This is a genomic window from Klebsiella sp. WP8-S18-ESBL-06 (genome assembly GCF_014169755.1).
Classification (GTDB): domain Bacteria; phylum Pseudomonadota; class Gammaproteobacteria; order Enterobacterales; family Enterobacteriaceae; genus Kluyvera; species Kluyvera ascorbata_B.
This window is the reverse complement of sequence record NZ_AP022256.1, coordinates 462,978-487,801: the sequence shown is the minus strand read 5'-3', so window position 1 is coordinate 487,801 and position 24,824 is coordinate 462,978. Positions and strand designations below refer to the sequence as shown.

Annotated in this window: 30 protein-coding genes; 6 read left to right on the top strand and 24 right to left on the bottom strand. The window is 55.8% G+C overall.

The window, feature by feature from the left end; all coding sequences use genetic code 11:
* Nucleotides 1–4: 4 nt before the first annotated feature.
* Nucleotides 5–316: a 30S ribosomal protein S10 gene (gene rpsJ / locus H7R76_RS02285; RefSeq protein ID WP_001181005.1), complete on the bottom strand. Its 312-nt coding sequence runs from the start codon at nt 314–316 to the stop codon at nt 5–7.
* Between the two features lie 377 nt (nt 317–693).
* Between rpsJ and H7R76_RS02280 the strand changes: the two genes are divergently transcribed.
* A complete protein-coding gene (locus tag H7R76_RS02280) occupies nt 694–1,170 on the top strand; it encodes a prepilin peptidase (RefSeq protein ID WP_106930834.1) in 477 nt (158 codons plus the stop codon).
* Here H7R76_RS02280 and bfr read toward each other — a convergent pair.
* From bfr to fkpA, 11 genes are all read right to left on the bottom strand, one after another.
* Nucleotides 1,154–1,630, bottom strand: coding sequence for a bacterioferritin (gene bfr / locus H7R76_RS02275; protein WP_106930832.1), 477 nt, complete (start codon nt 1,628–1,630; stop codon nt 1,154–1,156). The genes H7R76_RS02280 and bfr overlap by 17 nt on opposite strands.
* Nucleotides 1,631–1,702: 72 nt before the next feature.
* Nucleotides 1,703–1,897, bottom strand: a complete 195-nt coding sequence (gene bfd / locus H7R76_RS02270) for a bacterioferritin-associated ferredoxin (RefSeq protein ID WP_035894970.1) — start codon at nt 1,895–1,897, stop codon at nt 1,703–1,705.
* Nucleotides 1,898–2,080: 183 nt separating this feature from the next.
* A complete protein-coding gene (gene tuf, locus H7R76_RS02265) occupies nt 2,081–3,265 on the bottom strand; it encodes an elongation factor Tu (protein WP_003031109.1) in 1,185 nt (394 codons plus the stop codon).
* A gap of 69 nt (nt 3,266–3,334) precedes the next feature.
* Nucleotides 3,335–5,449, bottom strand: a complete 2,115-nt coding sequence (fusA, locus tag H7R76_RS02260; protein WP_106925172.1) for an elongation factor G — start codon at nt 5,447–5,449, stop codon at nt 3,335–3,337.
* A gap of 96 nt (nt 5,450–5,545) precedes the next feature.
* The gene (gene rpsG / locus H7R76_RS02255; protein ID WP_035894363.1) at nt 5,546–6,016 is read right to left on the bottom strand and encodes a 30S ribosomal protein S7; all 471 of its coding nucleotides are present in this window, start codon (nt 6,014–6,016) and stop codon (nt 5,546–5,548) included.
* Nucleotides 6,017–6,111: 95 nt separating this feature from the next.
* Nucleotides 6,112–6,486 (bottom strand): 30S ribosomal protein S12, encoded by a 375-nt coding sequence (gene rpsL, locus H7R76_RS02250; protein WP_000246815.1) that lies wholly within the window; start codon nt 6,484–6,486, stop codon nt 6,112–6,114.
* A 123-nt stretch (nt 6,487–6,609) separates the two neighbouring features.
* Nucleotides 6,610–6,897, bottom strand: a complete 288-nt coding sequence (tusB, locus tag H7R76_RS02245) for a sulfurtransferase complex subunit TusB (protein WP_106925171.1) — start codon at nt 6,895–6,897, stop codon at nt 6,610–6,612.
* 7 nt (nt 6,898–6,904) lie between these two features.
* A complete protein-coding gene (gene tusC / locus H7R76_RS02240; protein WP_106925170.1) occupies nt 6,905–7,264 on the bottom strand; it encodes a sulfurtransferase complex subunit TusC in 360 nt (119 codons plus the stop codon).
* Nucleotides 7,264–7,650 (bottom strand): sulfurtransferase complex subunit TusD, encoded by a 387-nt coding sequence (gene tusD / locus H7R76_RS02235; RefSeq protein WP_182966888.1) that lies wholly within the window; start codon nt 7,648–7,650, stop codon nt 7,264–7,266. The genes tusC and tusD overlap by 1 nt, the downstream gene beginning before the upstream one ends.
* Entirely contained in the window at nt 7,650–8,372 is a 723-nt protein-coding gene (locus H7R76_RS02230) for a helix-turn-helix transcriptional regulator (protein WP_064541597.1), read from the bottom strand. The genes tusD and H7R76_RS02230 overlap by 1 nt, the downstream gene beginning before the upstream one ends.
* A gap of 165 nt (nt 8,373–8,537) precedes the next feature.
* Entirely contained in the window at nt 8,538–9,359 is an 822-nt protein-coding gene (fkpA, locus tag H7R76_RS02225; protein WP_182966886.1) for an FKBP-type peptidyl-prolyl cis-trans isomerase, read from the bottom strand.
* Nucleotides 9,360–9,590: 231 nt separating this feature from the next.
* Here fkpA and H7R76_RS02220 point away from each other — a divergent pair, with 231 nt between their 5' ends.
* Nucleotides 9,591–9,809 (top strand): protein SlyX, encoded by a 219-nt coding sequence (locus H7R76_RS02220; RefSeq protein ID WP_106925167.1) that lies wholly within the window; start codon nt 9,591–9,593, stop codon nt 9,807–9,809.
* Between the two features lie 112 nt (nt 9,810–9,921).
* Here H7R76_RS02220 and slyD read toward each other — a convergent pair whose 3' ends face one another.
* The 4 genes from slyD to kefG form a co-directional block, all read right to left on the bottom strand.
* Entirely contained in the window at nt 9,922–10,518 is a 597-nt protein-coding gene (slyD, locus tag H7R76_RS02215; RefSeq protein ID WP_106925166.1) for a peptidylprolyl isomerase, read from the bottom strand.
* A 96-nt stretch (nt 10,519–10,614) separates the two neighbouring features.
* Nucleotides 10,615–10,815, bottom strand: coding sequence for a YheV family putative zinc ribbon protein (locus H7R76_RS02210; RefSeq protein WP_106925165.1), 201 nt, complete (start codon nt 10,813–10,815; stop codon nt 10,615–10,617).
* Nucleotides 10,816–10,825: 10 nt separating this feature from the next.
* The gene (gene kefB, locus H7R76_RS02205) at nt 10,826–12,631 is read right to left on the bottom strand and encodes a glutathione-regulated potassium-efflux system protein KefB (RefSeq protein WP_106925164.1); all 1,806 of its coding nucleotides are present in this window, start codon (nt 12,629–12,631) and stop codon (nt 10,826–10,828) included.
* The gene (kefG, locus tag H7R76_RS02200) at nt 12,631–13,182 is read right to left on the bottom strand and encodes a glutathione-regulated potassium-efflux system ancillary protein KefG (protein ID WP_146145698.1); all 552 of its coding nucleotides are present in this window, start codon (nt 13,180–13,182) and stop codon (nt 12,631–12,633) included. Before kefG ends, kefB begins: the two co-directional genes overlap by 1 nt.
* A gap of 172 nt (nt 13,183–13,354) precedes the next feature.
* Here kefG and H7R76_RS02195 point away from each other — a divergent pair, with 172 nt between their 5' ends.
* Both H7R76_RS02195 and H7R76_RS02190 read left to right on the top strand, forming a co-directional pair.
* Complete coding sequence (locus tag H7R76_RS02195; RefSeq protein WP_106925163.1) at nt 13,355–15,262, top strand: ABC transporter ATP-binding protein; 1,908 nt, start codon at nt 13,355–13,357, stop codon at nt 15,260–15,262.
* Between the two features lie 15 nt (nt 15,263–15,277).
* A complete protein-coding gene (locus tag H7R76_RS02190) occupies nt 15,278–16,210 on the top strand; it encodes a LysR family transcriptional regulator (RefSeq protein ID WP_106925162.1) in 933 nt (310 codons plus the stop codon).
* Nucleotides 16,211–16,289: 79 nt separating this feature from the next.
* Here the strand turns inward: H7R76_RS02190 and mdcH are convergent, their stop codons facing one another.
* The 8 genes from mdcH to mdcA all read right to left on the bottom strand — a co-directional run bounded on the left by mdcH (nt 16,290) and on the right by mdcA (nt 23,336).
* On the bottom strand, nt 16,290–17,186 hold the full coding sequence (gene mdcH, locus H7R76_RS02185) for a malonate decarboxylase subunit epsilon (RefSeq protein ID WP_182929917.1): 897 nt from the start codon (nt 17,184–17,186) through the stop codon (nt 16,290–16,292).
* Entirely contained in the window at nt 17,186–17,803 is a 618-nt protein-coding gene (locus tag H7R76_RS02180) for a malonate decarboxylase holo-ACP synthase (RefSeq protein ID WP_182966884.1), read from the bottom strand. The genes mdcH and H7R76_RS02180 overlap by 1 nt, the downstream gene beginning before the upstream one ends.
* 3 nt (nt 17,804–17,806) lie before the next feature.
* Complete coding sequence (locus H7R76_RS02175; protein ID WP_106925160.1) at nt 17,807–18,766, bottom strand: AEC family transporter; 960 nt, start codon at nt 18,764–18,766, stop codon at nt 17,807–17,809.
* Between the two features lie 122 nt (nt 18,767–18,888).
* Nucleotides 18,889–19,689, bottom strand: a complete 801-nt coding sequence (gene mdcE, locus H7R76_RS02170; protein WP_106925159.1) for a biotin-independent malonate decarboxylase subunit gamma — start codon at nt 19,687–19,689, stop codon at nt 18,889–18,891.
* Nucleotides 19,689–20,522, bottom strand: a complete 834-nt coding sequence (locus tag H7R76_RS02165) for a biotin-independent malonate decarboxylase subunit beta (RefSeq protein WP_106925158.1) — start codon at nt 20,520–20,522, stop codon at nt 19,689–19,691. The genes mdcE and H7R76_RS02165 overlap by 1 nt, the downstream gene beginning before the upstream one ends.
* The gene (mdcC, locus tag H7R76_RS02160; RefSeq protein ID WP_106925157.1) at nt 20,515–20,814 is read right to left on the bottom strand and encodes a malonate decarboxylase acyl carrier protein; all 300 of its coding nucleotides are present in this window, start codon (nt 20,812–20,814) and stop codon (nt 20,515–20,517) included. Before mdcC ends, H7R76_RS02165 begins: the two co-directional genes overlap by 8 nt.
* Nucleotides 20,815–20,823: 9 nt before the next feature.
* Complete coding sequence (locus H7R76_RS02155) at nt 20,824–21,681, bottom strand: triphosphoribosyl-dephospho-CoA synthase (RefSeq protein ID WP_182966882.1); 858 nt, start codon at nt 21,679–21,681, stop codon at nt 20,824–20,826.
* Nucleotides 21,681–23,336 (bottom strand): malonate decarboxylase subunit alpha, encoded by a 1,656-nt coding sequence (gene mdcA / locus H7R76_RS02150; protein ID WP_182929915.1) that lies wholly within the window; start codon nt 23,334–23,336, stop codon nt 21,681–21,683. The genes H7R76_RS02155 and mdcA overlap by 1 nt, the downstream gene beginning before the upstream one ends.
* A gap of 250 nt (nt 23,337–23,586) precedes the next feature.
* Here mdcA and H7R76_RS02145 point away from each other — a divergent pair, with 250 nt between their 5' ends.
* Nucleotides 23,587–24,609 (top strand): hydrolase, encoded by a 1,023-nt coding sequence (locus H7R76_RS02145; RefSeq protein ID WP_182966880.1) that lies wholly within the window; start codon nt 23,587–23,589, stop codon nt 24,607–24,609.
* Nucleotides 24,606–24,824, top strand: coding sequence for a YheU family protein (locus H7R76_RS02140; RefSeq protein WP_106925153.1), 219 nt, complete (start codon nt 24,606–24,608; stop codon nt 24,822–24,824). Before H7R76_RS02145 ends, H7R76_RS02140 begins: the two co-directional genes overlap by 4 nt.

Genomic DNA, 24,824 nt, shown 5'->3' with positions numbered 1-24,824 from the left:
CTGATTAACCCAGGCTGATCTGCACGTCTACACCGGCAGCCAGGTCCAGACGCATCAGAGCATCAACGGTTTTTTCAGTTGGCTCAACGATGTCAACCAGACGCTTGTGAGTACGAATCTCGTACTGATCACGCGCGTCTTTGTTAACGTGCGGAGAGATCAGAACGGTGAAACGCTCTTTGCGGGTCGGCAGCGGGATCGGACCACGGACTTGCGCACCAGTGCGCTTAGCAGTCTCGACGATTTCCGCGGTTGATTGATCGATCAGACGATGATCAAACGCTTTCAGGCGGATACGGATTCTTTGGTTCTGCATGAGACCAGAGCTCCAATTATTTTATAGACGAAATAGTTACTCCTCAAACCCATTACGATTGATGGGAGAGTGTAACCGTTCTTACAGAGTTCCCCAATTGGGAACATTGTCTGGTATCGCTTTCGCAGTACCTGGTTCAGATTGAACCGCCTGTCAATATTAGACAAGCCCGCGCATTATACACAAATGCCCATGCGAAGCAAGTCGTGTTTATTAAATAGTCACCTTATTCTGCGGAAAGAGGCGCAAAGCAGCCTGCAAAACGGCAAGCCGCGCAATTTTTCTGGATAACGCCTCGCACAGCGTGATGTTGCCGTTTGCCACCCTTCTCCCCTCCCGCCACACTCGCCCAATATTTCCAGACCGGTATCCAAACAATGACGCTTATCGCCTTTCCTTTCTTTATTGCCTACGTGCTGTTGAGCAGCGCCCTGTGCTGGCATGACGCTCGCACGGGGTTGCTGCCCGACCGTCTCACCTGCCCTCTCCTGTGGGCGGGGCTGCTCTTTCAGCTGAGCCTGCGGCCGGCTAACGTTAATGATGCACTATGGGGAATTTTTGCCGGCTATGGTGCCATGGCCATGATTTATTGGGGATACCGGGGGCTTCGCGGGCGTGAGGGATTAGGCTACGGCGACGTAAAATATCTGGCGGCGTTGGGAGCGTGGCATGGCTGGCCATCGCTGCCGGTTTTAGTGCTAACGGCCAGCACGATGGCTGCGATATACGTATTCAGCACAGCCTGCTGGCAACGCTCGTTGGCGGGCATAAAAAACCCGCTGCCGTTCGGTCCATTTCTGGGGGCTGCGGGTTTTATTGTTGCCGGCGTGTCGGGGTTTAATCTTCGACTTTGATCTGCGACTGAAGGTAGTTCTGCAGGCCAATTTTACTAATCAAATCCAGCTCGGTTTCCAGCCAGTCGATGTGATGTTCTTCCTCAGTCAGGATATTGATCAGCATATCGCGACTGACATAATCATGAACACTATCGGCATAGGCTATCGCTTCACGGAGATCTTTCGCGCCGTCCAGCTCAAGCTTAAGGTCAGACTGCAGCATCTCCTCGACGTCCTCGCCGATATGCAGCTTGCCCAGGTCCTGCAGATTGGGGATCCCTTCAAGAAACAGAATACGCTCGATGTAGCGATCGGCGTGTTTCATTTCATCGATGGATTCGTGATACTCAATATCGTTGAGGCGCATCAGGCCCCAGTTTTTGAACATTCTCGCGTGGAGAAAGTATTGGTTTATTGCGACAAGCTCGTTTCCCAATAATTTATTGAGATAATTTATTATCTTAACATCACCTTTCATTTTATAGACCCTCCGCTTCCACATATTGAAGCGTAGAACGGACTACAGGGATGTCAAAAAAGAAATCCGGGCTCAGGCAATCTCTTTGAACTCTGGCATTTGCATTAATTCGTCTTCCATCACCTCACGGGCCGCACGAACGCATTTACCGCATTGATTTCCAATAGGAATACATTTTCTTAACTGCTGGAAAGACTGCGGATGAAACTGGCGTACTGCCTGGCGAATTTTTTTATCGCTGACGCCATTACATAAACAAACGTACATACCCACTCCCGTTCAATTTCTGAACAAAGTGTAAGTGAGAATAATTATGATTACAATAGCGACATGCAAATTGCAGCACGAAAGAGATAAAGAGTGCGGTTAAAAATGCGCAGTAATAAACATCAGAAAAGCAAAAAGGGCGCCGAAGCGCCCTTTTTAAGCTCAAAGCTAATTAAGCAATAATTAGCTCATTACTTTAGCAACAACGCCCGCACCTACAGTACGGCCGCCTTCACGGATTGCGAAACGCAGACCGTCGTCCATCGCGATCGGGTGGATCAGGGTAACAACCATTTTGATGTTGTCGCCCGGCATGACCATCTCAACGCCTTCCGGCAGTTCGATGGTACCAGTCACGTCAGTAGTACGGAAGTAGAACTGCGGACGGTAGCCTTTGAAGAACGGAGTATGACGGCCGCCTTCGTCTTTGGACAGGATGTACACTTCAGATTCGAACTTGGTGTGCGGCTTGATAGAACCCGGCTTAGCCAGTACCTGACCACGTTCGATTTCTTCACGTTTGATACCACGCAGCAGAACACCAACGTTCTCACCAGCACGGCCTTCGTCCAGCAGTTTGCGGAACATTTCAACGCCAGTACAGGTAGACTTAGCAGTCTCTTTGATACCAACGATTTCAACTTCTTCGCCAACTTTGATGATACCGCGTTCTACACGACCGGTAACAACGGTACCACGACCGGAGATGGAGAATACGTCTTCGATCGGCAGCAGGAACGGCTTATCGATAGCACGTTCTGGTTCCGGGATGTAAGAATCCAGGAAGCCAGCCAGTTCGATGATTTTCGCTTCCCACTCTGCTTCGCCTTCCAGCGCTTTCAGAGCAGAACCACGAACGATCGGAGTGTCGTCGCCCGGGAAATCGTACTGAGACAGAAGTTCACGAACTTCCATTTCAACCAGTTCCAGCAGCTCTTCGTCATCAACCATGTCGCATTTGTTCAGGAACACGATGATGTACGGAACGCCTACCTGACGACCCAGCAGGATGTGCTCACGAGTCTGCGGCATCGGGCCGTCAGTCGCAGCAACAACCAGGATCGCGCCGTCCATCTGCGCAGCACCGGTGATCATGTTTTTAACATAGTCGGCGTGGCCCGGGCAGTCTACGTGTGCGTAGTGGCGAGTCGGGGTGTCATATTCAACGTGAGAAGTGTTGATGGTGATACCACGAGCTTTTTCTTCCGGCGCGTTATCGATCTGGTCGAAAGCACGAGCAGCACCGCCGTAGGTTTTAGCCAGTACGGTGGTGATTGCAGCGGTCAGGGTAGTTTTACCGTGGTCAACGTGGCCGATGGTGCCGACGTTAACGTGCGGTTTTGTACGTTCAAATTTTTCTTTAGACACGGCTATATTCCTTACTATAGTGCTCTCCCCTTTGGAGAGAGCACGGGACTTAGGTTTTAATCCTGTGGATTATTTACCACGGGCTTCAATAACGGCCTGAGCAACGTTGTTCGGCGCATCGTCGTACTTCAGGAACTCCATGGAGTAAGAAGCACGACCTTTGGTCAGTGAACGCAGCTGAGTTGCATAACCGAACATTTCGGACAGCGGAACTTCAGCGTGGATCACAACGCCAGTCACGTTGGATTCCTGACCTTTGAGCATACCACGACGGCGGCTCAAGTCACCGATAACGTCACCAGTGTTCTCTTCCGGAGTCTCTACTTCAACCTTCATGATTGGTTCAAGCAGAACTGGTTTTGCTTTCTTAAAGCCATCTTTGAAGGCGATAGAAGCGGCCAGTTTAAACGCCAGTTCAGAGGAGTCAACGTCATGGTAAGAACCGAAGTGCAGACGAACACCCATGTCAACAACCGGGTAACCAGCCAGCGGGCCAGATTTCAGCTGTTCCTGGATACCTTTATCAACGGCCGGGATGTATTCGCCAGGGATTACACCACCTTTAATGTCGTTGATGAACTCGTAGCCTTTCGGGTTGGAACCCGGCTCCAGCGGGTACATGTCGATAACAACATGACCGTACTGACCGCGACCACCAGACTGCTTAGCGTGTTTACCTTCGATATCGGTAACTTTCGCGCGAATCGCTTCACGGTAAGCAACCTGAGGTTTACCGACGTTCGCTTCAACGTTGAATTCACGTTTCATACGGTCAACGATGATGTCGAGGTGCAGCTCACCCATACCGGCGATAATGGTCTGGTTAGATTCTTCGTCGGTCCATACGCGGAATGACGGGTCTTCTTTAGCCAGACGGCCCAGAGCCAGACCCATTTTTTCCTGGTCAGCTTTGGTTTTCGGTTCTACTGCGATGGAGATTACCGGCTCAGGGAATTCCATACGTTCCAGAATGATCGGCGCATCCGGGTCACACAGGGTGTCACCAGTGGTTACGTCTTTCAGACCGATTGCAGCAGCGATGTCGCCCGCGCGAACTTCTTTGATCTCTTCACGTTTGTTAGCGTGCATCTGAACGATACGACCGAAACGCTCACGTGCAGTTTTCACGGAGTTCAGTACGGTATCACCAGAGTTAACCACACCGGAGTACACACGGAAGAAGGTCAGGTTGCCCACGAACGGGTCGGTAGCAATTTTGAACGCCAGTGCAGAGAACGGCTCGTCGTCGCTTGCGTGACGCTCAGCCGGGGTATCTTTACCGTCGTCCAGGATGCCGTTGATCGCAGGTACGTCAACCGGGGATGGCAGGTAATCAATTACCGCATCCAGCATCGCCTGAACACCTTTGTTCTTGAACGCAGAACCACAGGTTACCAGGATGATTTCGTTGTTCAGAACGCGCTGACGCAGAGCTTTTTTGATCTCTTCTTCAGTCAGTTCTTCACCACCCAGGTATTTCTCCATCAGCTCTTCAGAAGCTTCAGCAGCGGATTCGATCAGGTTCTGGTGCCATTCGTCAGCCAGTTCCTGCATGTCAGCCGGGATATCTTCGTATTCGAAGGTAACGCCCTGGTCTGCATCGTTCCAGTTGATGGCTTTCATTTTCACCAGGTCAACAACACCGGTGAAACCTTCTTCAGCACCAATTGCCAGCTGCAGCGGAACCGGGTTCGCGCCCAGACGGGTTTTGATCTGACCAACAACTTTCAGGAAGTTAGCACCCATACGGTCCATTTTGTTAACGAACGCGATGCGTGGAACTTTATATTTGTTAGCCTGACGCCATACGGTTTCAGACTGTGGCTGAACACCACCAACTGCGCAGTAAACCATTACTGCACCATCAAGAACACGCATGGAACGTTCTACTTCGATAGTGAAGTCAACGTGCCCCGGGGTGTCGATGATGTTTACGCGGTGCGGTTCATACTGCTTAGCCATACCAGACCAGAATGCAGTAGTCGCTGCGGAAGTGATGGTAATACCACGTTCCTGCTCCTGCTCCATCCAGTCCATGGTAGCGGCGCCGTCGTGAACTTCACCGATTTTGTGGTTTACACCGGTGTAGAACAGAATACGTTCGGTAGTAGTGGTTTTACCGGCGTCGATGTGCGCACTGATACCGATGTTACGGTAGCGTGCGATGGGTGTTGTACGAGCCATTTGATTCCTCGTTTATCTTTTTAGGCGTTCAGTTAAGTAACCCAAAGCGGGCTGCTTCGCTGAAGCGCCCGCCTGGTGACTAATACTCCGAAGGGATTACCAACGGTAGTGTGCGAACGCCTTGTTGGCTTCTGCCATACGGTGAACGTCTTCACGTTTCTTAACTGCAGTACCTTTGTTGTCTGCAGCGTCAGAAAGTTCGTTCGCCAGGCGCAGAGCCATGGATTTATCACCGCGTTTACGAGCAGCTTCTACGATCCAACGCATTGCCAGGGCATTACGACGAACCGGACGAACTTCAACTGGAACCTGATAAGTAGAACCACCTACGCGGCGGGACTTAACTTCGACAGTCGGGCGCACGTTTTCGAGCGCAACTTCGAATGCTTCCAGTTCATTTTTACCAGAACGCTGAGCCAGGGTCTCCAGCGCGCTGTATACGATTGATTCTGCAGTAGATTTTTTACCATCTACCATCAGGATGTTAACAAATTTAGCCAGCAGTTCTGATCCGAACTTAGGATCCGGCAGGATTTTACGCTGACCAATGACGCGACGACGTGGCATGGAAATACTCCGTTGTTAATTCAGGATTGTCCAAAACTCAAAGAGTTTAGTTTGACATTAATATAAAACGTTTGGCCTTACTTAACGGAGAACCATTAAGCCTTAGGACGCTTCACGCCATACTTGGAGCGAGCTTGCTTACGGTCTTTAACGCCGGAGCAGTCAAGCGCACCACGAACGGTGTGGTAACGAACACCCGGAAGGTCTTTTACACGACCGCCACGGATCAGGATCACGGAGTGCTCCTGCAGGTTGTGACCTTCACCACCGATGTAGGAAGTCACTTCAAAACCGTTAGTCAGACGAACACGGCAAACTTTACGCAGTGCGGAGTTCGGTTTTTTAGGAGTGGTAGTATATACACGAGTACATACGCCACGTTTCTGCGGGCAGGCTTCCAGTGCAGGCACGTTGCTTTTTGCAACTTTGCGAGCACGTGGTTTGCGAACCAGCTGGTTAACTGTTGCCATTAAATAGCTCCTGGTTTTAGCTTTTGCTTCGTAAACACGTAATAAATCGCCTCATATAATATGAGGACGCGAAATTTTAGGGCCATGCCGAAAGGGTGTCAAGAAATATACAACGGTATGGCATTACCAGGACATCTGAACCGGGTGTTTTACCGTTAACCTGACGAAGTCAGTATAGCTGACCATGATGACATCGCTCGAAATTTGAGCACAAAGACCGCGCGCTTGCACATCTACATTCAACACGTGGATGGATATGGGGGCAGCGCGCAGAATTTCAAGGAAGTGGCTGTTTTCAACCGCCGCCAACACACCGTCGGCGATCAGCAGCAGGTCGTCGCCTTCAGCCATCATGCGGATCATGCCCGCGATGTCTGAATGCCAGGGAGAAGTACTGAGCGTATGCAGCATAAGGGCCTCAGAAGCGCAGAATCACATCGTAACCGTTAAGCCGGTCGCGCAGGGCATCCGGTTCTAACGGCTCAACGTCGGCGACAAACGTCGTCTCTGCCGCCAGACCACGCTCACGCATCGAGGCGGCGCAAATCCAGCAGTTTTCAATATCGTAGAGCGCCAGCAGTTTGAACGTGGCGATGTAGTCTCGGGCCAGAATAACGCCAGGCGTCTGCTGGCTGAGCAGTTGAAACACGCCGTCGCCGATGAAAAAGACGCCTAAGTCTTCGCTCAAGGCCGACGTCGCCAGCAGCGCATCCAGCCCTTCACGGCCCGCAGCGCTGCCGTGCGGCGCGCTGGAAAAAACAAACGCAACGCGTTTCATCAGAACTGCACCATTCGATCGCAGGTCAGCGTAGCTTCAGCCAGCGAACCCAATCCGCTTAGCAAGAAACCCGGCTGTAGGTTAAACATGGGCAGGCCAAGCTGGGCGGCTTGTGTTTCATCGGACACGCCGCGACGCAGTGCCGCCGCCACGCAAATATGCAGCGCCACGCCATGCGTATCATGCAGCGACTGCCACGCGCGAACTAAATCAAACTCATCGCTGGCAGGAGACGTCAGCTGATTGGCGTTATACACCCCTTCACGATAGAAAAAGACGCAGGCTATCTCATGACCTTCCGCCAGCGCCGCCTGCGCGAACTGCAGCGCGCTGCTGGCCTGCTGCGTGCCGTAGGCCGGGCCGGTCACCATCAGGGCAAAACGCATTACTTATCCTGTCCCAGGAAATCGCCGTTCTTAAACTGGCGAATGTAGAGGTAGACGGTGTGTTTGGAGATGTTCAGACGATCGGCGACCTGGTTGATGGCGTCTTTGATATCAAAGATACCCTTCTCGTAAAGATTGAGCACAATCTGGCGATTTTTGGCGTTATTGGAAACGTTGCGATCGGCATTCACCTCTTCAATGGTGAATTCCAGCGTCTGGGTGACCAGATCCTCAACCGAGGAAGCAAAGTTAACCGCAGAGCCTACTTCCGGTGTTTCAGGCGGAATAAAGGTATTCATGATCTGCGAGAACGGTACATCAAGATTCATATTGATGCACAGCAGGCCAATCACGCGCTGATCGCGATTGCGAATAGCGATGGTAACCGACTTCATCAGCACGCCGCTTTTGGCGCGAGTAAAGTAGCATTTGGAAACGCTGCTATCCGCCCCGGTCATATCATGCAGCATCCGCAGCGCGAGGTCGGTAATGGGCGAGCCAATTTTACGCCCGGTATGTTCGCCGTTAGCGATACGAATAGCCGAACATTTGAGATCCTGAAGTGAATGCAGCACGATTTCGCAGTGGGAACCAATGAGCATCGCCAACCCGTCCACTACCGCTTCATAGGATTTCAGGATATCGAAGTCGGTTTGATCGAAAGGACGTTGATCCAGTAAATCAAGCTCACTGGTTTCGTTGGTTAAAAGCGACCTGGACATGAAAAAAAGCACTCCTTTTCAGGAGCCTGTCGTTATGTTGTCAGGGCAGGCTCATCACTATTAGGGGCATCTAAAGTAATACAGCGCATAAGGCGCTTTCCAGCATTAATTATACCCTGCCGATAATAAAAAGCCGCCGCCCAGTGGGCGGCGGCAATCTGACTATTATTTTTGGCTCGCGGCAGCGGCCTTGTCTGCCGGTGCAGCTTCAGGCTGCGCTTCGGCTTTCGGTGCCGGTTTCACGTCTAACAGCTCAACGTCGAAGACCAGCGTTGAGTTAGCCGGAATACCCGGAACACCGGTTTTACCGTAGGCCAGATCTGGTGGGATAACCAGCTGGATTTTACCGCCTTTCTTGATGTTTTTCAGGCCTTCAGTCCAGCCAGGGATAACACCATCAAGACGGAAGGACAGCGGCTCACCGCGGGTGTAGGAGTTATCGAACTCTTTACCGTCGATCAACGTACCTTTGTAGTTTACCACCACGGTATCGCTGTCTTTCGGCGCTTCGCCGGTGCCTTCTTTCTCTACTTTGAACAGCAGACCGGTTTTAGAGGTCTTCACGCCTTTTTCTTTGGCAAACTTCTCACGGAAGGCTTTGCCTTTCGCTTCGTTGTCAGCGGCGTCTTTTTCCATCTTCGCCTGAGCGGAGGCCTTCACGCGAGTCTCAAAGGCCTGCAGAGTTTGTTCGATTTCCTGATCGGACAGTTTGCTCTTGTCAGCAAACGCGTCCTGAACGCCGGCGATCAGCTGGTCTTTATCCAGTTTGATACCCAGTTTTTCCTGTTCTTTCAGGGAATTTTCCATGTAACGACCCAGCGATGCGCCCAGCGCATAAGCAGATTTCTGGTCGTCATTTTTGAATGACGCTTTGCTCTCTGCTGCCGGTGCTGCTTTCGCCGCCGCGTCAGCCGCGAAGGTCATCGGCGCATTCAGTGCAACGGCCATTGTGGTTGCCAGAAGCGTTACTTTAAACAGTGATTTCATCCATCTCTCCAGGGCCGGGGCCTCTCGCCCCATGTTAACAAAATGAGAAGCGTACTATAGAACGTTGTAGAGGAAATCTACATACGAACGCGCCTTATATCGACCCTTTTCAGACTCTTTTTGTTTAAATAAGTTTCCGCTCACGTACGGCAGTGCTGCACGGGTGGATAAAGTTGCGTAGAATCCGCCGCGGCGGTAACGCTTTTGCCGATAACAGGGGAGAGAGACATCATGCAGGAAACGACAATCGAGGCGCGTCTGGCTGAGCTGGAAAGCCGACTGGCCTTCCAGGAAATCACCATTGATGACCTCAACCAGACGGTCACTGCCCATGAAATGGAAATGGCCAAACTGCGCGAGCATCTGCGCCTGCTGACGGAAAAGCTGAAAGCCAGCCAGCCGTCAAATATCGCGTCTCAGTCCGAAGAGACGCCGCCGCCCCACTATTGAGGCGTAAAAAAAGCGGGTTTCCCCGCTTTTTTTGTGCCGGATAATGACGTCAACGTCTTATCCGGCCTGCCGTAGGCCTGATAAGCGCAGCGCCATCAGGCAAACAGACGGCTTAGTGGCAACCGCAGCCGCCGTTGCCTTTACCGCCACCGCCGCAGCAGCCTTCGCCGCCGTGGTCGTGACCGTGGTCATGGCCGTGACCGCCACAGCAGCCATCTTCACCGTGATCGTGGTGATGATCGTGCGCACCGTGTACGTGGCCGTGAGCCAGTTCTTCTTCGGTTGCTTCGCGGATAGCGACAACTTCCACGTTGAACTTCAGGTTCTGGCCAGCCAGCATGTGGTTGCCGTCAACCACAACGTGATCGTCTTCCACTTCGGTGATTTCAACCGGAACCGGACCTTGGTCGGTTTCTGCCAGGAAGCGCATGCCAACCTGCAGTTCGTCAACGCCCATGAACACGTCTTTAGGAACGCGCTGCACCAGGTTTTCATCATACTGACCGTAAGCGTCGTTAGCTTGAACAGCAACGTCGAATTTATCACCCACTTCGTGACCGTCCAGCGCGTTTTCCAGGCCGGAGATCAGGGAACCGTGACCATGCAGGTAGTCCAGCGGAGCACTTACCGGAGACTCATCAACCAACACACCGTCTTCTGTACGTACCTGATAGGCCAGGCTGACCACCAGGTCTTTTGCTACTTTCATGATATCTCCTGAGCATGGGAATATTTTAGTGGCGCAGATTGTAGCGGAATTCTACACCCGTGTACCCATAAGCTTAAAAAAAGACAGCACGGATCGCTACTCCGGATGAAAAATACCGATCACTTGTTCCTCTTTGCGCACATGATCGCGCGCCTCTTTATCGGCCTCGCGCATCTGATGCCCGCACTTAACACATTCAACTACATCAATATTATTTTCGCGCCACATCGCCATCGAGTCCTGCGCCTGACACGACGGGCATTTTGCGCCCGCGATAAAACGTTTACGTACCGCCATGCTTCACCTTCTATTCAAATTCATCCCAGCCGTCCAGCTGCCGTCGCTCTTGCTGCATTTCACGCTGGAAGATCTCCTCCAGCTCGCGCCGCGCTTCCCGCACGCGCGAAATTTGTTGGGTGTCGCTGTGTACCGGCATGAGTTCACGCAACATACGCATATCCAGCCGCTTAAAATGCAGCTGCGCGCGCTGTGCCTGATGCGGATGCATACCGGTCGAGATAAGTGCCTTACGCCCCAGCTCAAGCGCGCTGGAGAAGGTCTCGCGGGAAAACTGTACCACGCCCGCCTGCAACAGTTCGTGCGCCTCCACACGTCCTCGCGCACGGGCCATAATTTTCAGGTGCGGGAAGTGCTGCTGGCAGATCTCCACCAGCTTCATGGTATCTTCCGGCTCGTTGCAGGTGATAACGATCGACTGCGCCTGCTCGGCCCCAGCCGAACGCAGCAGCTCAACCTGAGTCGCATCGCCGTAATACACCTTGTAGCCGTATTTACGCATCAACTTAACGGCGCTGATATCGCGCTCAAGTACGGTAATGCGCAGCTTGTTAGCCATCAGCAGGCGCCCTATTACCTGACCAAAACGACCAAAACCTACGACGATCACCTGCGGTTTATCGTCATCCACCCACGGCGCTTCATCCTCTTCTTCCGGCCCGTTAAAGCGGCGCGCCAGCACCCGGTCAACCACCTTCATCAACAGCGGTGTCGTCATCATTGATAGGGTGACGGTCACCAGCAGCAGCGACATCTGGTCGCCCTTAAAGACCTTAAACGACGATGCCGCGGAGAACAGCACAAAGGCAAACTCCCCGCCCTGGCTCAGCACGCCGGCAAACTGCATCCGCTCCGCGCTGCGCATCCCGTTAAGATGGGCCAATAGATACAGCACCATCGTTTTCACCGCTACCAGCAGCGTCACGCAGCCAATGACCAACAGCAGGTGGCTGTAAAGCACGCCGAGATTGAGCGACATGCCCACCGAAATAAAGAACAGGCCCAACAGCAGCCCTTTAAACGGCTCAATGGCGATTTCCAGCTCGTGACGGTATTCGCTTTCCGCCAGCAGCACGCCCGCAATAAAGGTCCCCAGGGCCATCGACAGCCCCAGCGCATCCATAAACAGCGCCGAGCCCAGCACCAACAGCAGCGTGGCGGCGGTAAACACCTCGCGCACGCCTGAGCTGGCAATAAAGCGGAATACCGGACGCAGCAGGTAGCGCCCACCGATCAGCATGCCGGCAAAAGCCAGCACCTTCAGCCCCACGGTCTGCCAGTTAAAATGCTCGTCACCGGCCCCCGCCAGCAACGGCACCAGCGCCAGCGCCGGAATCACCGCCAAATCCTGAAACAGCAGCACCGAGAAGCCGAGCTGCCCCGCTTCGCTGCGATTCATGCCCTTTTCACGCATCAGCTGCAGGGCCATCGCCGTTGACGACATCGCCAGACCAATCCCGCCAATTGCCGCCGCCTGCCACGAGAAGTTAGTTAGCATCAGCAGACCGCCGAGGATTGCCGCGCTGAAAATAACCTGAGCGGCCCCGATGCCAAAAATGGGCCGCCGCAGCTGCCACAGCTTGGCCGGGTTCAGCTCCAGGCCGATGATAAACATCAGGAACACCACGCCCAGTTCAGAGAAATGGAGAATTTCGTCAACGTCGCTAATAAACCCGAGCCCCCAGGGGCCAATTGCTATCCCCGCCAGCAGGTAACCTAACACCGCACCGATCCCAAGCCGCGCTGCCAACGGCACCGCGGCGACCGCCGCAAAGAGGAACAGTACGCCCGCAAGCAATAAATCAGAGCCTTCCATCATCGCCCTCCTGCCGTTATCGGCGCCGCCAGCCAGTCGGCGTAGGCTTTCGCCTGGCTTGCCAGTTCATTAGGCGGCTGACGTCGCGCCCAATAAACAATTATCGGACTCATCCAGTGCATATGGCACATAGCGGCGGTGAGTTCAAACGGGCGCAGAATATCGCTCATCGGATAACGGTTGAGCCCGTCATGACGATAGGCGCTTTCCGGTTCACCGGTTGTGATAACGCTGCGCCAATACTTTCCTGCCAGCTGATTGCCACCAATACCGCTGGCAAAGCCGCGGCTGAGTACGCGGTCAAGCCACTCTTTGAGCAGCGCCGGGCAGCTGTAGGTATAAAGCGGGTGCTGGAAGACAATGACATCATGCTCGCGCAGCAGCGCCTGCTCGCGCGGGATATCAATAAAAAAATCAGGATAGTGCGCGTACAGATCGTGCACGGTCACGTTACTTAACTGCAAAGCCGGCTTGAGCAAAACCCGGTTAGCGACCGAGTCCTGTGATTCCGGATGGGCATAGATCAGCAATACTTTCGCCGTCTGCGTCATTATTCCCCTCCCGGGCGTCAATCACATCCTCTTTCGGGTCGCTAAACGCAACCTGAATGATTTTGTGTATAGTCATCGTTTTGGGCTACCATTGCGGCCCGGTCTAGCGATTCGCTTACCACATTACATTACCACAATGACAATTTAACATATTCAGAACATACGGCGCCTTATGATTGTTTTCTCCTCGTTACAAATTCGTCGCGGCGTGCGTGTCCTGCTGGATAACGCATCGGCCACCATCAACCCAGGGCAGAAAGTCGGCCTGGTGGGGAAAAACGGCTGTGGCAAATCCACGCTGCTCGCGCTGCTGAAAAACGAGATAAGCGCCGACGGCGGCAACTTTACCTATCCCAGCAGCTGGCAACTGGCGTGGGTAAACCAGGAAACCCCTGCGCTGCCTCAGCCCGCTCTGGACTATGTCATTGACGGTGACCGCGAATATCGCCAGCTTGAAGCTCAGCTCAACGATGCTAACGAACGCGATGATGGCCACGCCATTGCCACCGTTCACGGCAAGCTGGACGCGATTGACGCGTGGACTATCCGCTCTCGTGCTTCCAGCCTGCTGCACGGTCTGGGCTTCAGCAACGAACAGCTCGACCGCCCGGTCAGCGACTTCTCGGGCGGCTGGCGTATGCGCCTTAACCTGGCGCAGGCGCTGATTTGCCGCTCCGACCTGCTGCTGCTCGATGAACCGACTAACCACCTCGACCTTGATGCGGTGATCTGGCTGGAGAGATGGCTGAAGAGCTACCAGGGCACGCTGATTCTGATTTCCCACGACCGCGACTTCCTCGACCCGGTGGTGGACAAAATTATTCATATCGAACAAGAAACGATGTTCGAGTACACCGGCAACTACAGCTCGTTTGAAGTACAGCGCGCGACGCGCCTGGCGCAGCAACAGGCGATGTACGAAAGCCAGCAGGAGCGCGTGGCGCATCTGCAAAGCTATATCGACCGTTTCCGTGCGAAGGCTACGAAGGCCAAGCAGGCACAGAGCCGTATCAAGATGCTTGAGCGTATGGAGCTAATTGCCCCGGCCCACGTCGATAACCCGTTCCACTTCAGCTTCCGCGCGCCGGAAAGCCTGCCGAACCCATTGCTGAAAATGGAAAAGGTCAGCGCGGGTTACGGCGATCGCACGATCCTCGAATCCATCAAGCTGAACCTGGTGCCGGGCTCGCGTATCGGCCTGCTGGGCCGCAACGGCGCGGGTAAATCGACGCTGATTAAGCTGCTGGCGGGCGAACTGGAGCCGCTGCACGGCGAAATCGGCCTCGCCAAAGGCATTAAGCTCGGTTACTTCGCCCAGCATCAGCTGGAATTCCTGCGCGCGGACGAATCGCCGTTGCAGCATCTGGCGCGTATGGCGCCACAGGAGCTGGAGCAGAAGCTACGCGACTACCTCGGCGGCTTCGGCTTCCAGGGCGACAAAGTGACCGAACACACCGCCCGTTTCTCTGGCGGCGAGAAAGCCCGTCTGGTGCTGGCGCTGATCGTCTGGCAGCGCCCGAACCTGCTGCTGCTCGATGAACCGACTAACCACCTGGATCTCGATATGCGCCAGGCGCTGACCGAAGCGCTGATCGATTTCGAAGGCGCGCTGGTCGTGGTCTCGCACGATCGCCACCTGATCCGCTCCACCACTGACGATCTGTATCTGGTGCACGACAAAAAGGTCGAGCCATTCGACGGCGACCTGGAAGATTATCAGCAGTGGCTGAGCGACGTGCAAAAACAGGAAAACCAGGCCGACGAAGCGCCAAAAGAAAACAACGCCAACAGCGCTCAATCGCGTAAAGACCAGAAGCGCCGTGAAGCCGAGCTACGCACGCTGACCCAGCCGCTGCGCAAAGAGATTACCCGCCTGGAAAAAGAGATGGAGAAACTCAATGCCCAGTTGGCGCAGGCGGAAGAAAAGCTGGGTGACAGCAGCCTTTACGATCCGAGCCGCAAAGCCGAAATGACCGAATGCCTGCAGCTTCAGGCCAGCGCCAAATCCGGGCTGGAGGAGTGCGAAATGGCGTGGCTCGAGGCGCAGGAGCAGCTCGAACAAATGATGCAAAACGACTGACAAGAAGGGCGGACGATGAACCTGTCAATCACCGACGACATTACCTTCCGCAAGCTCACCATCTTCATGACCTTTATGGAGAAGGGCAACATCGCCCGTACCGCTGAGGCGCTGAATATCAGCGGCGTCAGCGTGCACCGGGCGCTGCATACGCTGGAAGAGAACGTGCGTTGTCCGCTGTTCGTGCACAAAGGGCGTAATCTGCTTGCCCAACCGGCGGCGTGGACGCTGCTGGAATACTGTCAGGAAGTGACGCAACTGATGGAACGCGGGCTGGAAGAAGCTCGCAAAACGGCAGGCGTCGGACAGGGCCGTCTGCGCGTTGGCACGCTGTATTCGCTGACGCTGGAGACGGTGCCACGGCTGATTATGGGGATGAAACTGCGTCGCCCGGATCTCGAGATGGATCTCACGATGGGTTCAAATGAAGCCCTGCTGAAGATGCTGGAAGACGGCACCCTCGATGCGATTCTGATCTCCATTTCAGAAAGCGAAATCGATCGTAACAGCCTGGAAGTACTGCCGCTGTTTCACGATGATATTTACCTTGCTGCGCCGATCACTTCGACATTGGATACGCATAAAACGGCGGATCTGCGCGATTATCGCAACGAGAAGTTTGTCTCACTGGCCGAAGGGTTCGCCACCTATGCCGGATTCCAGGAAGCGTTTCATATCGCCGGGTTCGAACCGGAAATTGTGACCCGCGTAAACGATATTTTCTCAATGCTGAGTCTGGTGCAGGCAGGCGTCGGGTTTACCCTGATGCCGGGGCGAATGAAAAAGATGTATGAAAATACGGTGCATCTGCAAAAACTGGCGGACCCGTATCAAATGCGGCAGCTGATTGCGATTGTCTTTGCCCGTAACCGCGAACGCGACCCTAGCTTGCTGGCGCTGGCCGCCGAAGGCCGCATGTATGCGCGTAGCCTCAACCCCAACGCCTGATTGCCGAATGGCGATGCTACCGGCCTACAAACGACACAGCCTGTAGGCCCGATAAGCGCAGCGCCATCGGGCAATCATATCACGCACGAAGACGCTTCGCCAGGTGCACAGCCACATCCACGCCGCTGCGCTCCAGAGAAATCGACTCCCCTTCCCACGCCGCCTGACGCGTTAAGCAGGTCAGTATGCCACCGGGCGGCATTTCAATCGCCAGCCGTGCTTCACGTTCGTTGGCGGAAATCACCGCCTCCTGCCAACGCACCGTGCGCGCCATATTCATCGCCAGATCGTCAGCAATACGTTCCGGCTGCCACAGCACGCGACCGGTGCTACCGCTCAGGTAGGCGTAGCGCGGACGGGAAAGCGTTACATGGCTGAACGCCTCAACCAGCTTGTGCGCGGGCTCGGCCAACAGTGCACAATGCGACGGCACGCTCACCGCCAGGCGAGGTGCCTTACTGGCCCCTTTGGCCATCGCGCGTTTCGCCACGTCGGCCATCGCGTCATCAGGACCGGCAATCACAATCTGCGTTTCAGCGTTCAGGTTAGCGATATAAGTGCCGCTGCCTTCTACCAGGCTTTCCACCTGACTCAGCGTCAGCCCCATAATTGCCGTCAGGCCGTAGCCGTGCGGGTAGGCCAGCTCCATTAAGTCACCGCGCAGCGCGACCAGCGTCAGCGCGTCGGCGAAGTCGAGCGCACCGGCAACCACCGCCGCCGGGTACGCGCCAATGGAGAGTCCACTGACGATATCAGGCGCTACACCACGACGCTCTAGCTCGCGCGCCCATGCAACGCCAGCAATCAGCAGAGACAGTTGAACGGCTCGGGTATGTTTGAGCGCCTCAGGGGTATCCAGCGTATCAACCTCAGCGCCAAGCACCTCACGCGCCTGGGCCAGTTCCGTCCCCGGAAGGTTTTGCAGCATTCCTGCGTGCTGCGTTCCCTGCCCCGGGAAGGTAAACAGAATTTTCATCACTCCTCCCTGCCCCACGGGTCGCGAACCAACTGCGGCCCCTGCGAGGTTTTTAATAGTGCTTTTCCATCGCGCAGCCATTCATTGAGGGCAAAGCCGCCGCGTGGCGTATCCACCTGGGTATCCGCCCGGCAAAGTCCGGCGGTGAGCTGCTGCTGCCACGTTTCCAGCGCTTCACGGGAGAGCGGCTGCGGCGCGCGGATCAACAGATCCAGATCGCTTGCCGCATGGATAACCGGGATCCCGGTCGCCAGCGCATAGCCAGTACTGCCGGTAATCCCCCACGTCCACGGCCATGCCTGCTGCGCCAATAACAAAGCCACCTGAACCGGTGGCTGAGAGATAAAGGGCGAGCGCAGCAGCGACATCGGGTCCACCAGCGATTCCGGCGAGCAGACGCGGACGACCGCCTCTGCTTTCACCCAACCGGCGGCGCGCTGGTCGCGCTTCATCCCGCGGACGCCCACCGGAATGCGCCCCTGCGCATCAACATCACGTCGCACCACTACCGGCAAGCCGCTATGCCAGACGGTATCCACCCAGGATTCCGTGACATCTTCAAGCGCGTCGCGCGCATTCAGCCAGATAAGGTCGTGTGGACGTAATGTTGTGCTCATGATTTAGATTCCTGAAGTCAGCGAGATAAACAGCGGCAGCGACAGGATACACAGTACGGAGCTCAACAGCAGCACGGCTTCTGCATCCGGCGACTGCACGCCAAAGCGGTTACCGAATACCACGCCGAAGAAACCGGCAGACAGCGCAATCATCAGGATCGCGGTAATCGCCACCGAGCCATGCAGGCCGAGAACAAGAACGATAGCCCAGGCAATCGCCGGTTGAATCAGCAGCTTAGCGAGGGTTGAGGTAATCACGACGGTGTTGATCTGCAATTTACGTGCAGACAGAATCACCCCGGTCAGGAACAGCGCAGCCGCGGTCGCAGACAGGCCCAGCGGTTTGATCGCCGCCAGCACCAGGTCCGGCATTTTGATGCCAATTGCGGAGAGAATAACCCCCAGCAGCGGGCCCATTACGATCGGTTTTTTAATTGAACGCCACATCAGTACCGGCAGCATAGACAGCGTAGAACCGGAGTTGCCACCTTCCGCACGCGCTTTTTCACGTTCCAGAATCAGCAGGCAGAACGGCGTCATCAACACAGAACCACAAGCGATGGAAACGGCAACGGAAAGCGATGTAGACGAGGTTTCACCCAGCACGCTCCCCAGAATCGGCAGGCCCAGCGCAGCGTAGTTTGGCAGCGCCACGGTCAGGGTCAGCACGGCGGCATCCTGCGGTGATTTATTGAACAACTTGGTCGCCATAAAGTAGATAGCGGCATAGGTAATCCACATTGCCAGCGTCAGCACCACAATCAGCGGTGACTGCGCCACGATGCCGGCCCACGGCGTTTGTACGGTAGCGCTAAACAGCGCGGCGGGCAGCGCGAAGTCCATCACGAAGATATTGAGCAGGGAGACATTTTTGTTATCGACCATTTTGGCCTTCCCGGCCCAGAATCCCAGCAGCATGATGACGAAAATCGGAGCAAGAGCATGAACAATTACGTAAGTCATATTTCACCTGTAATGAAAAAAAGTTAGCACTGGCGCGATGATTATTATTTTTCAGATGCAAGTGCCCGCATGGGCGCTGGGAAGCGCCCATGGAGCCGTACATCCGGCAGGTCTCTTTTTTCTTACCAGCTTGCCCGCATGCGTTCGCGTACGAGGGCAGAGCTGCGGCGATTGTCAGCGCCCAGACGGCTTTTCAGCGTCGGGTCCTGACGAGCGTCTTTGATGGCCTGTTGCAAGGTGTTCACCACCAGCGTCAGATCGTTTGCAGATGGCGCATCCGGATTGCTGATATCCAGCAGATTTTCCAGCAGCCCCAGCGTGGCGTAGTTGCTGATGTCATACGCCATTGGCGGAATCGTCGCCGCCAGTTTTTCCAGCGCGTCAACGGTACGCAGGGTGATACGCGCCGCCGACTCTTTACCCATGGCGTGAATCAGCACGCCTTTGTCGTTGAAGGCGATCAGGCGATTCGCCTGGTAGCCGTGCGCCAGAAACGCACCGGACATCGCTTTACCGACAATCAGGCCAATCACCGGGTGACCTGCCAGGCGCGCGTTGGCATACGCCGCTGCGGCACCGGCCAGCGCCTGGTGAATACCGAAAGCTTCTTCACGGCGACCGTAGGCCTGGCTTGGTACATCAATCACCGCCACAATCGGACGTTTCACCGCTTTATCAGCGTCTGCGGCGATGGTTTCACTGACCACTTTTGCCAGCGTCCAGCCTTCCAGCAGACCGACTTCCCCTTTCGCTGCGCGCGGGAAGTGGTTATTGGCATCCGGCACCACGGCAACAAAACGCACCGTTTCACCGTTAAGTTCGCCGTCAGCAGCCTGCACAGACGGGCACAGCCCTTCGATTCGTTTGGCGTTCGGAACCAGCGTTTCCAGCCATAATTCGCCACGGCTCATTGCGTTACTCATCATTTCACCTCCCGGGCGAAGAGCGCATGAATCTGTTCGGTATCCGCCTGTTTGCGGGTATCGAAATTCGTCAGACGGTCGAGATACCAGGCATAGTTATCGGTGCGATGTTTCGCCGGAACGCCTTTCGCCAGCGCCTCATGCATCGCCGCTTTGACTGCGTTGACGCCGTCGCCAACCAGTGCTTCCACCAGGCCGCTTTGGTAGCGAATTTCGCCACCGGTCATGCTCCAGATAAACGGACGATCGCGGGAGTCATACTCTTCAATACCGGCTTCCTGTTCGATAACCTGCGGGCCGTTCAGGCCGAGACGCGCTTCGCGGGTCACAATCAGATAGCTACACAGCGCCGCCGCGATGGACATCCCACCGAAGCAGCCCACGGTACCGGCCACAATGCCGACCACCGGGGTATAACGACGCAGGTCAACAATCGCCGCGTGGATATCGGCAATCGCCGCCAGGCCCAGGTTCGCTTCTTGTAAACGTACGCCGCCGGTTTCCAGACTCAGAACGGCCTGCGTTGGGATGCCGTTGCGGTTATCTTCCGCCGCCAGCTCCAGCGCCGCCGCCATTTTGGCACCGGACACTTCGCCCATGCTGCCGCCCTGGAATGCGCCTTCAATCGCCACCACCACGGCCGGTTTGCCATTGATGGTGCCTTTTGCCACGACCATGCCGTCATCGGCCTGCGGAACGATGCCCTGCGCGCCCAGCCACGGCGACATCACGCCTTCAAACGGGTCGAGCAGTTCACGGTAGCTGCCTTCATCCAGCAGCGCATGCGCACGCTGGCGCGCTTTTAATTCGATAAAACTGCGGTCATCACGCATAGCTCACCTCTTCAAAAACCTGTTCGATACGGATGCGCGCCACGCCCGGCGTCGCGCCGAAGTCGTGGATGGTCAGCGTGCCAGCCGGCAGGCTGCTGACGGTTTGCAGACGGTTAATCAGCGCTTCCCAGCGGCTGCGGCTGTTATCGACAGAAGTGGTGATATCGACGGTTAACGTCTGGCCCTGGTCGGCGGTGAATAACACCTCCATATCCCCGGAGCCCACAACGCCTGCCAGCGCTTTACCGCGTAAGGTGCGGCTGGCCGGTACGGTTAACGTAATGTGTTCCATAACATCCTCTTAATGCTTTAAATAAGGCGATTCGATGCGATCGAGAAACAGGGTCGCGGCCAGCAGATCCGCCGCGCCGCCCGGCGAGGCGTTCAGCGCCAGCATCTGGCGATCGAGCGCGGCCAAGGCTTGTTGCCCTGCCGGATGGGCGCTGCCGCCGGCGCTGAGCACCGCACGTGCGCCGTCCTGCATAGCGTCCAGCCCTTCCAGACCCGCGCGCGACAAAACGCAGGTGTCGGTCAGCGAAGTCATGATCGCCATCAGCGCGTCGAGCCGGGCGTGCGTTTCGCTGCTGCCGTTAAGGCGGCTCAGCCGTAGCTGGGGCAGCGCACGCTGCATCACGTGTGGAAACGCCTGCTGCGCTTCTTCGCGCGCGCCGGGCACCTGATAACGATGCGTAGCGCGCAGCCCTTTACTGAAGACCTTCGGTGCGGCAGCATCGGGCAGCTTCGCCAGCTCGGCGGCGGTGGCCGCAACCTGCTGCGCACTGCCGGTACCGCCGTGCATGGCCACCGCGCTCACCAGCAGCCCCAGCGCCCAGATCGCGCCGCGGTGGGTGTTTACGCCGTCGGTAGCGGCCATCATCTGTTTCTCACCCGCACGGCCGAGTCGCCCTACGGTTTGTCTCAGCGCAATATCCGCCGGACGCTGCCAGCTTTGTTGCGCTAGCGCCTGAAACGTGGGGGTCAGGCTGTGCGCCGAACGCTCCATCAGCGCGAGCGATAAATCGTGGTGCGCGCCGTTCCCCCGACTGTCCACCAGACCGGGTTTCGGGCTTAATCGTGCTTCGTCAATCAGACACTGCGTGGCGGTTCGCGCCAGCCATTCGGCACCGCCTTCAACCTGAATCTGGGGCAGAAGTTTCATTACCAGCTCCGGAATTTCGCAGGTGGGTTGTACAGACCGCCAGACCATTCAACCAGGTCAGCAACGCTGCTGGCCGCCAGCAGAGAACGAGTCGCGTCGGTACGACGGATACCCATATCTTCCGGATAGACCACTTTGCCGCTCTGACGCAGTTCAGCCACGCGTTTAGCATCAACGCCCAGACCGATGTCGGTGATACCGGCAACCGCCGCCACCATCGCACGGCGTTCTTCGAGATCTTTCGCACGATAGAGGTAAGCGATACCTTCTTCGGTCAGGACGTGGGTCACGTCGTCGCCGTAGATCATGACCGGCGCTAACGGCATGCCGGAGGCTTTCGCCACGTCAACCGCGTCCAGTTTTTCGACGAAGGTCGGTTTCGCGCCGGCCTGGAAGGTTTCGACCATCTGCACAACCAGTTTTTTACCGCGCTGCATGGGGTCTGGCTCAGTGATCATATTCAGCCACGCCGGTGTCGCATGACGACGACCGTGCGGGTCATGACCCATATTTGGCGCACCGCCGAATCCGGACAGACGACCGCGGGTCACGGTAGAGGAGTTGGCCAGGCCATCAACCTGAAGGGTTGAGCCGATGAACATATCGACCGCGTACTGCCCCGCCAGCTGACAGAAGGCGCGGTTAGAGCGCATAGAGCCGTCGGCACCGGTGAAGAACACGTCAGGACGGGCGCGGATGTATTCTTCCATCCCGAGCTCGCCGCCGAAGCAGTGCACGCTTTCTACCCAGCCGCTTTCAATCGCTGGGATTAGCGTCGGATGCGGGTTGAGCGTCCAGTGTTTACAGATTTTGCCGCGCAGGCCCAGCTGTTCGCCGTAGGTCGGCAGCAGCAGCTCGATGGCGGCGGTGTTAAAACCGATACCGTGGTTCAGGGACTGCACCTGGTGTTCGGCATAGATACCTTTGATGGCCATCATCGCCATCAGGATATGTTCCTGTTTGATCAGGCGCGGGTCACGGGTAAACAGCGGTTCGATAAAGAACGGCTTGTCGGCAACCACAACGTAGTCAATCCACGACCCAGGAATGTCGACGCGCGGCAGGTCGCACTCGTCGTCCACCAGCTCGTTAACCTGTGCGATAACGATGCCGTCGTGGAATGCGGCAGCTTCCACCAGCGCCGGGGTATCTTCGGTACTCGGCCCGGTGTAGAGGTTACCTTTACGGTCGGCTTTGTAACCAGCGATCAGCGCCACGTTCGGGGCGAGGTCAACATACAGGCGGGAGTAAAGTTCGATGTAGGTATGGATGGCGCCGATTTCCAGCTGGCCATCCTCCAGCAGCTGCGAAATACGCAGGCTCTGGGTACCGGAGAAAGAGAAGTCGAGTTTACGCGCGATGCCCTTCTCGAAAATATCCAGATGCTCGCTGCGCCCGACGCTTGGCATAATCATGTGCAGGTCGTGCACAATCTGCGGGTTAACCTCAGCCAGCATGCGGGACAGGAAATCTGCCTGCTTCTGGTTATTGCCTTCTAATACCACGCGGTCACCCGGCGCGATCAGTTTTTCCAGCATCGCGGTCAGGTCTGCGGTCGGCAGAACCTTACCCTGCACCGGAACGGAAGCCAGACGGCGCTGTTTTTCCGTGCGGCGCGTGTTCCAGACGCGTGCTGGCGTTTGCCCAGATAACATTATTAACCTCCTGATTCAGCTAATCATTTTGATTGCTTAACACAGATAAGAGTGTGCACTCTGGTGAGAAAGTCATCAATTAAGCGTAGGAAAGAATCATTAGCTTGAGAGTAATAATTGAAGTAACAATTTGTGAGGAGGATCAGACTCCAAAGGGATAAAAAGCGCTACGCATGCCTCATTTTCATAAACACAAGGGCAAAGTGACGGTATAGTAGGCGGCAGATTAACGAGTAAACATCGCGTAGCCATGACTGAAACCACCCACCACGACCTCAACATCGACACCCGCAGCAGCGCCACCTTCGTGCCGATGCGCGGCGTCAGCAATCGCCATCTGCAAACGATGCTGCCGCGCCTTATTCGCCGTAAGCTGCAGTTCACGCCGCACTGGCAGCGTCTTGAGCTGCCGGACGGCGATTTTGTCGATCTGGCGTGGAGTGAAGACCCGCAGGCCGCGCGCCATAAACCGCGCCTGGTGGTGTTCCATGGGCTGGAGGGCAGCCTGTACAGCCCGTATGCTCACGGTTTAATTAATGCGGCAAAAGAACAGGGCTGGCTGGGTGTCGTGATGCACTTTCGCGGCTGCAGCGGCGAGCCCAACCGCCTGAACCGTATCTATCACTCCGGTGAAACGGAAGATGGCACCTGGTTCCTGCACTGGCTGGCGCGCGAATACGGCCATGTGCCGACCGCAGCGGTGGGCTATTCGCTGGGCGGCAATATGCTCGCCTGCCTGCTGGCGAAAGAAGGTGATAACGTCCCGGTGGATGCCGCAGCGATCGTCTCAGCGCCGTTTATGCTGGAAGCCTGTAGTTATCATATGGATAAGGGCTTTTCCCGCGTCTACCAGCGCTACCTGCTCAATCTGCTCAAGGGCAACGCGGCCCGCAAGCTCAAGGCCTATCCCGGCTCGCTGCCGGTAGATTTACGCCAGCTGAAAAGCATGCGTCGCATCCGCGAGTTTGACGACTCGATTACCTCAAAAATTCACGGCTTCGCCGATGCCATTGACTACTATCGTCAATGCAGCGCGATGCCTATCTTAAGCAAAATCACCAAGCCGACGCTGATCATCCACGCTAAGGACGATCCGTTTATGGATCATCATTCTATTCCCGCCCAGGAAGAGCTGCCGGATAACGTCGAGTATCAGTTGACCGAGCACGGCGGGCACGTGGGCTTTATCGGTGGGACTCTCCGCCACCCGGAAATGTGGCTGGAGAAACGCATCCCCACCTGGCTGATGCGCTGGCTGGGGACGAAAGGATGATCATTCCATGGCAGGACCTCGACCCGCAAACGCTGGATAACCTGATTGAAAGCTTTGTCTTGCGCGAAGGCACTGATTATGGTGAATATGAGCGTTCACTTGCGCAAAAGGTCGCCGACGTCAAACAGCAGCTACAAACAGGCGAAGCGGTGCTGGTCTGGTCAGAACTTCACGAGACCGTCAATATCATGCCCCGTAACCAATTCCGCGGTTAA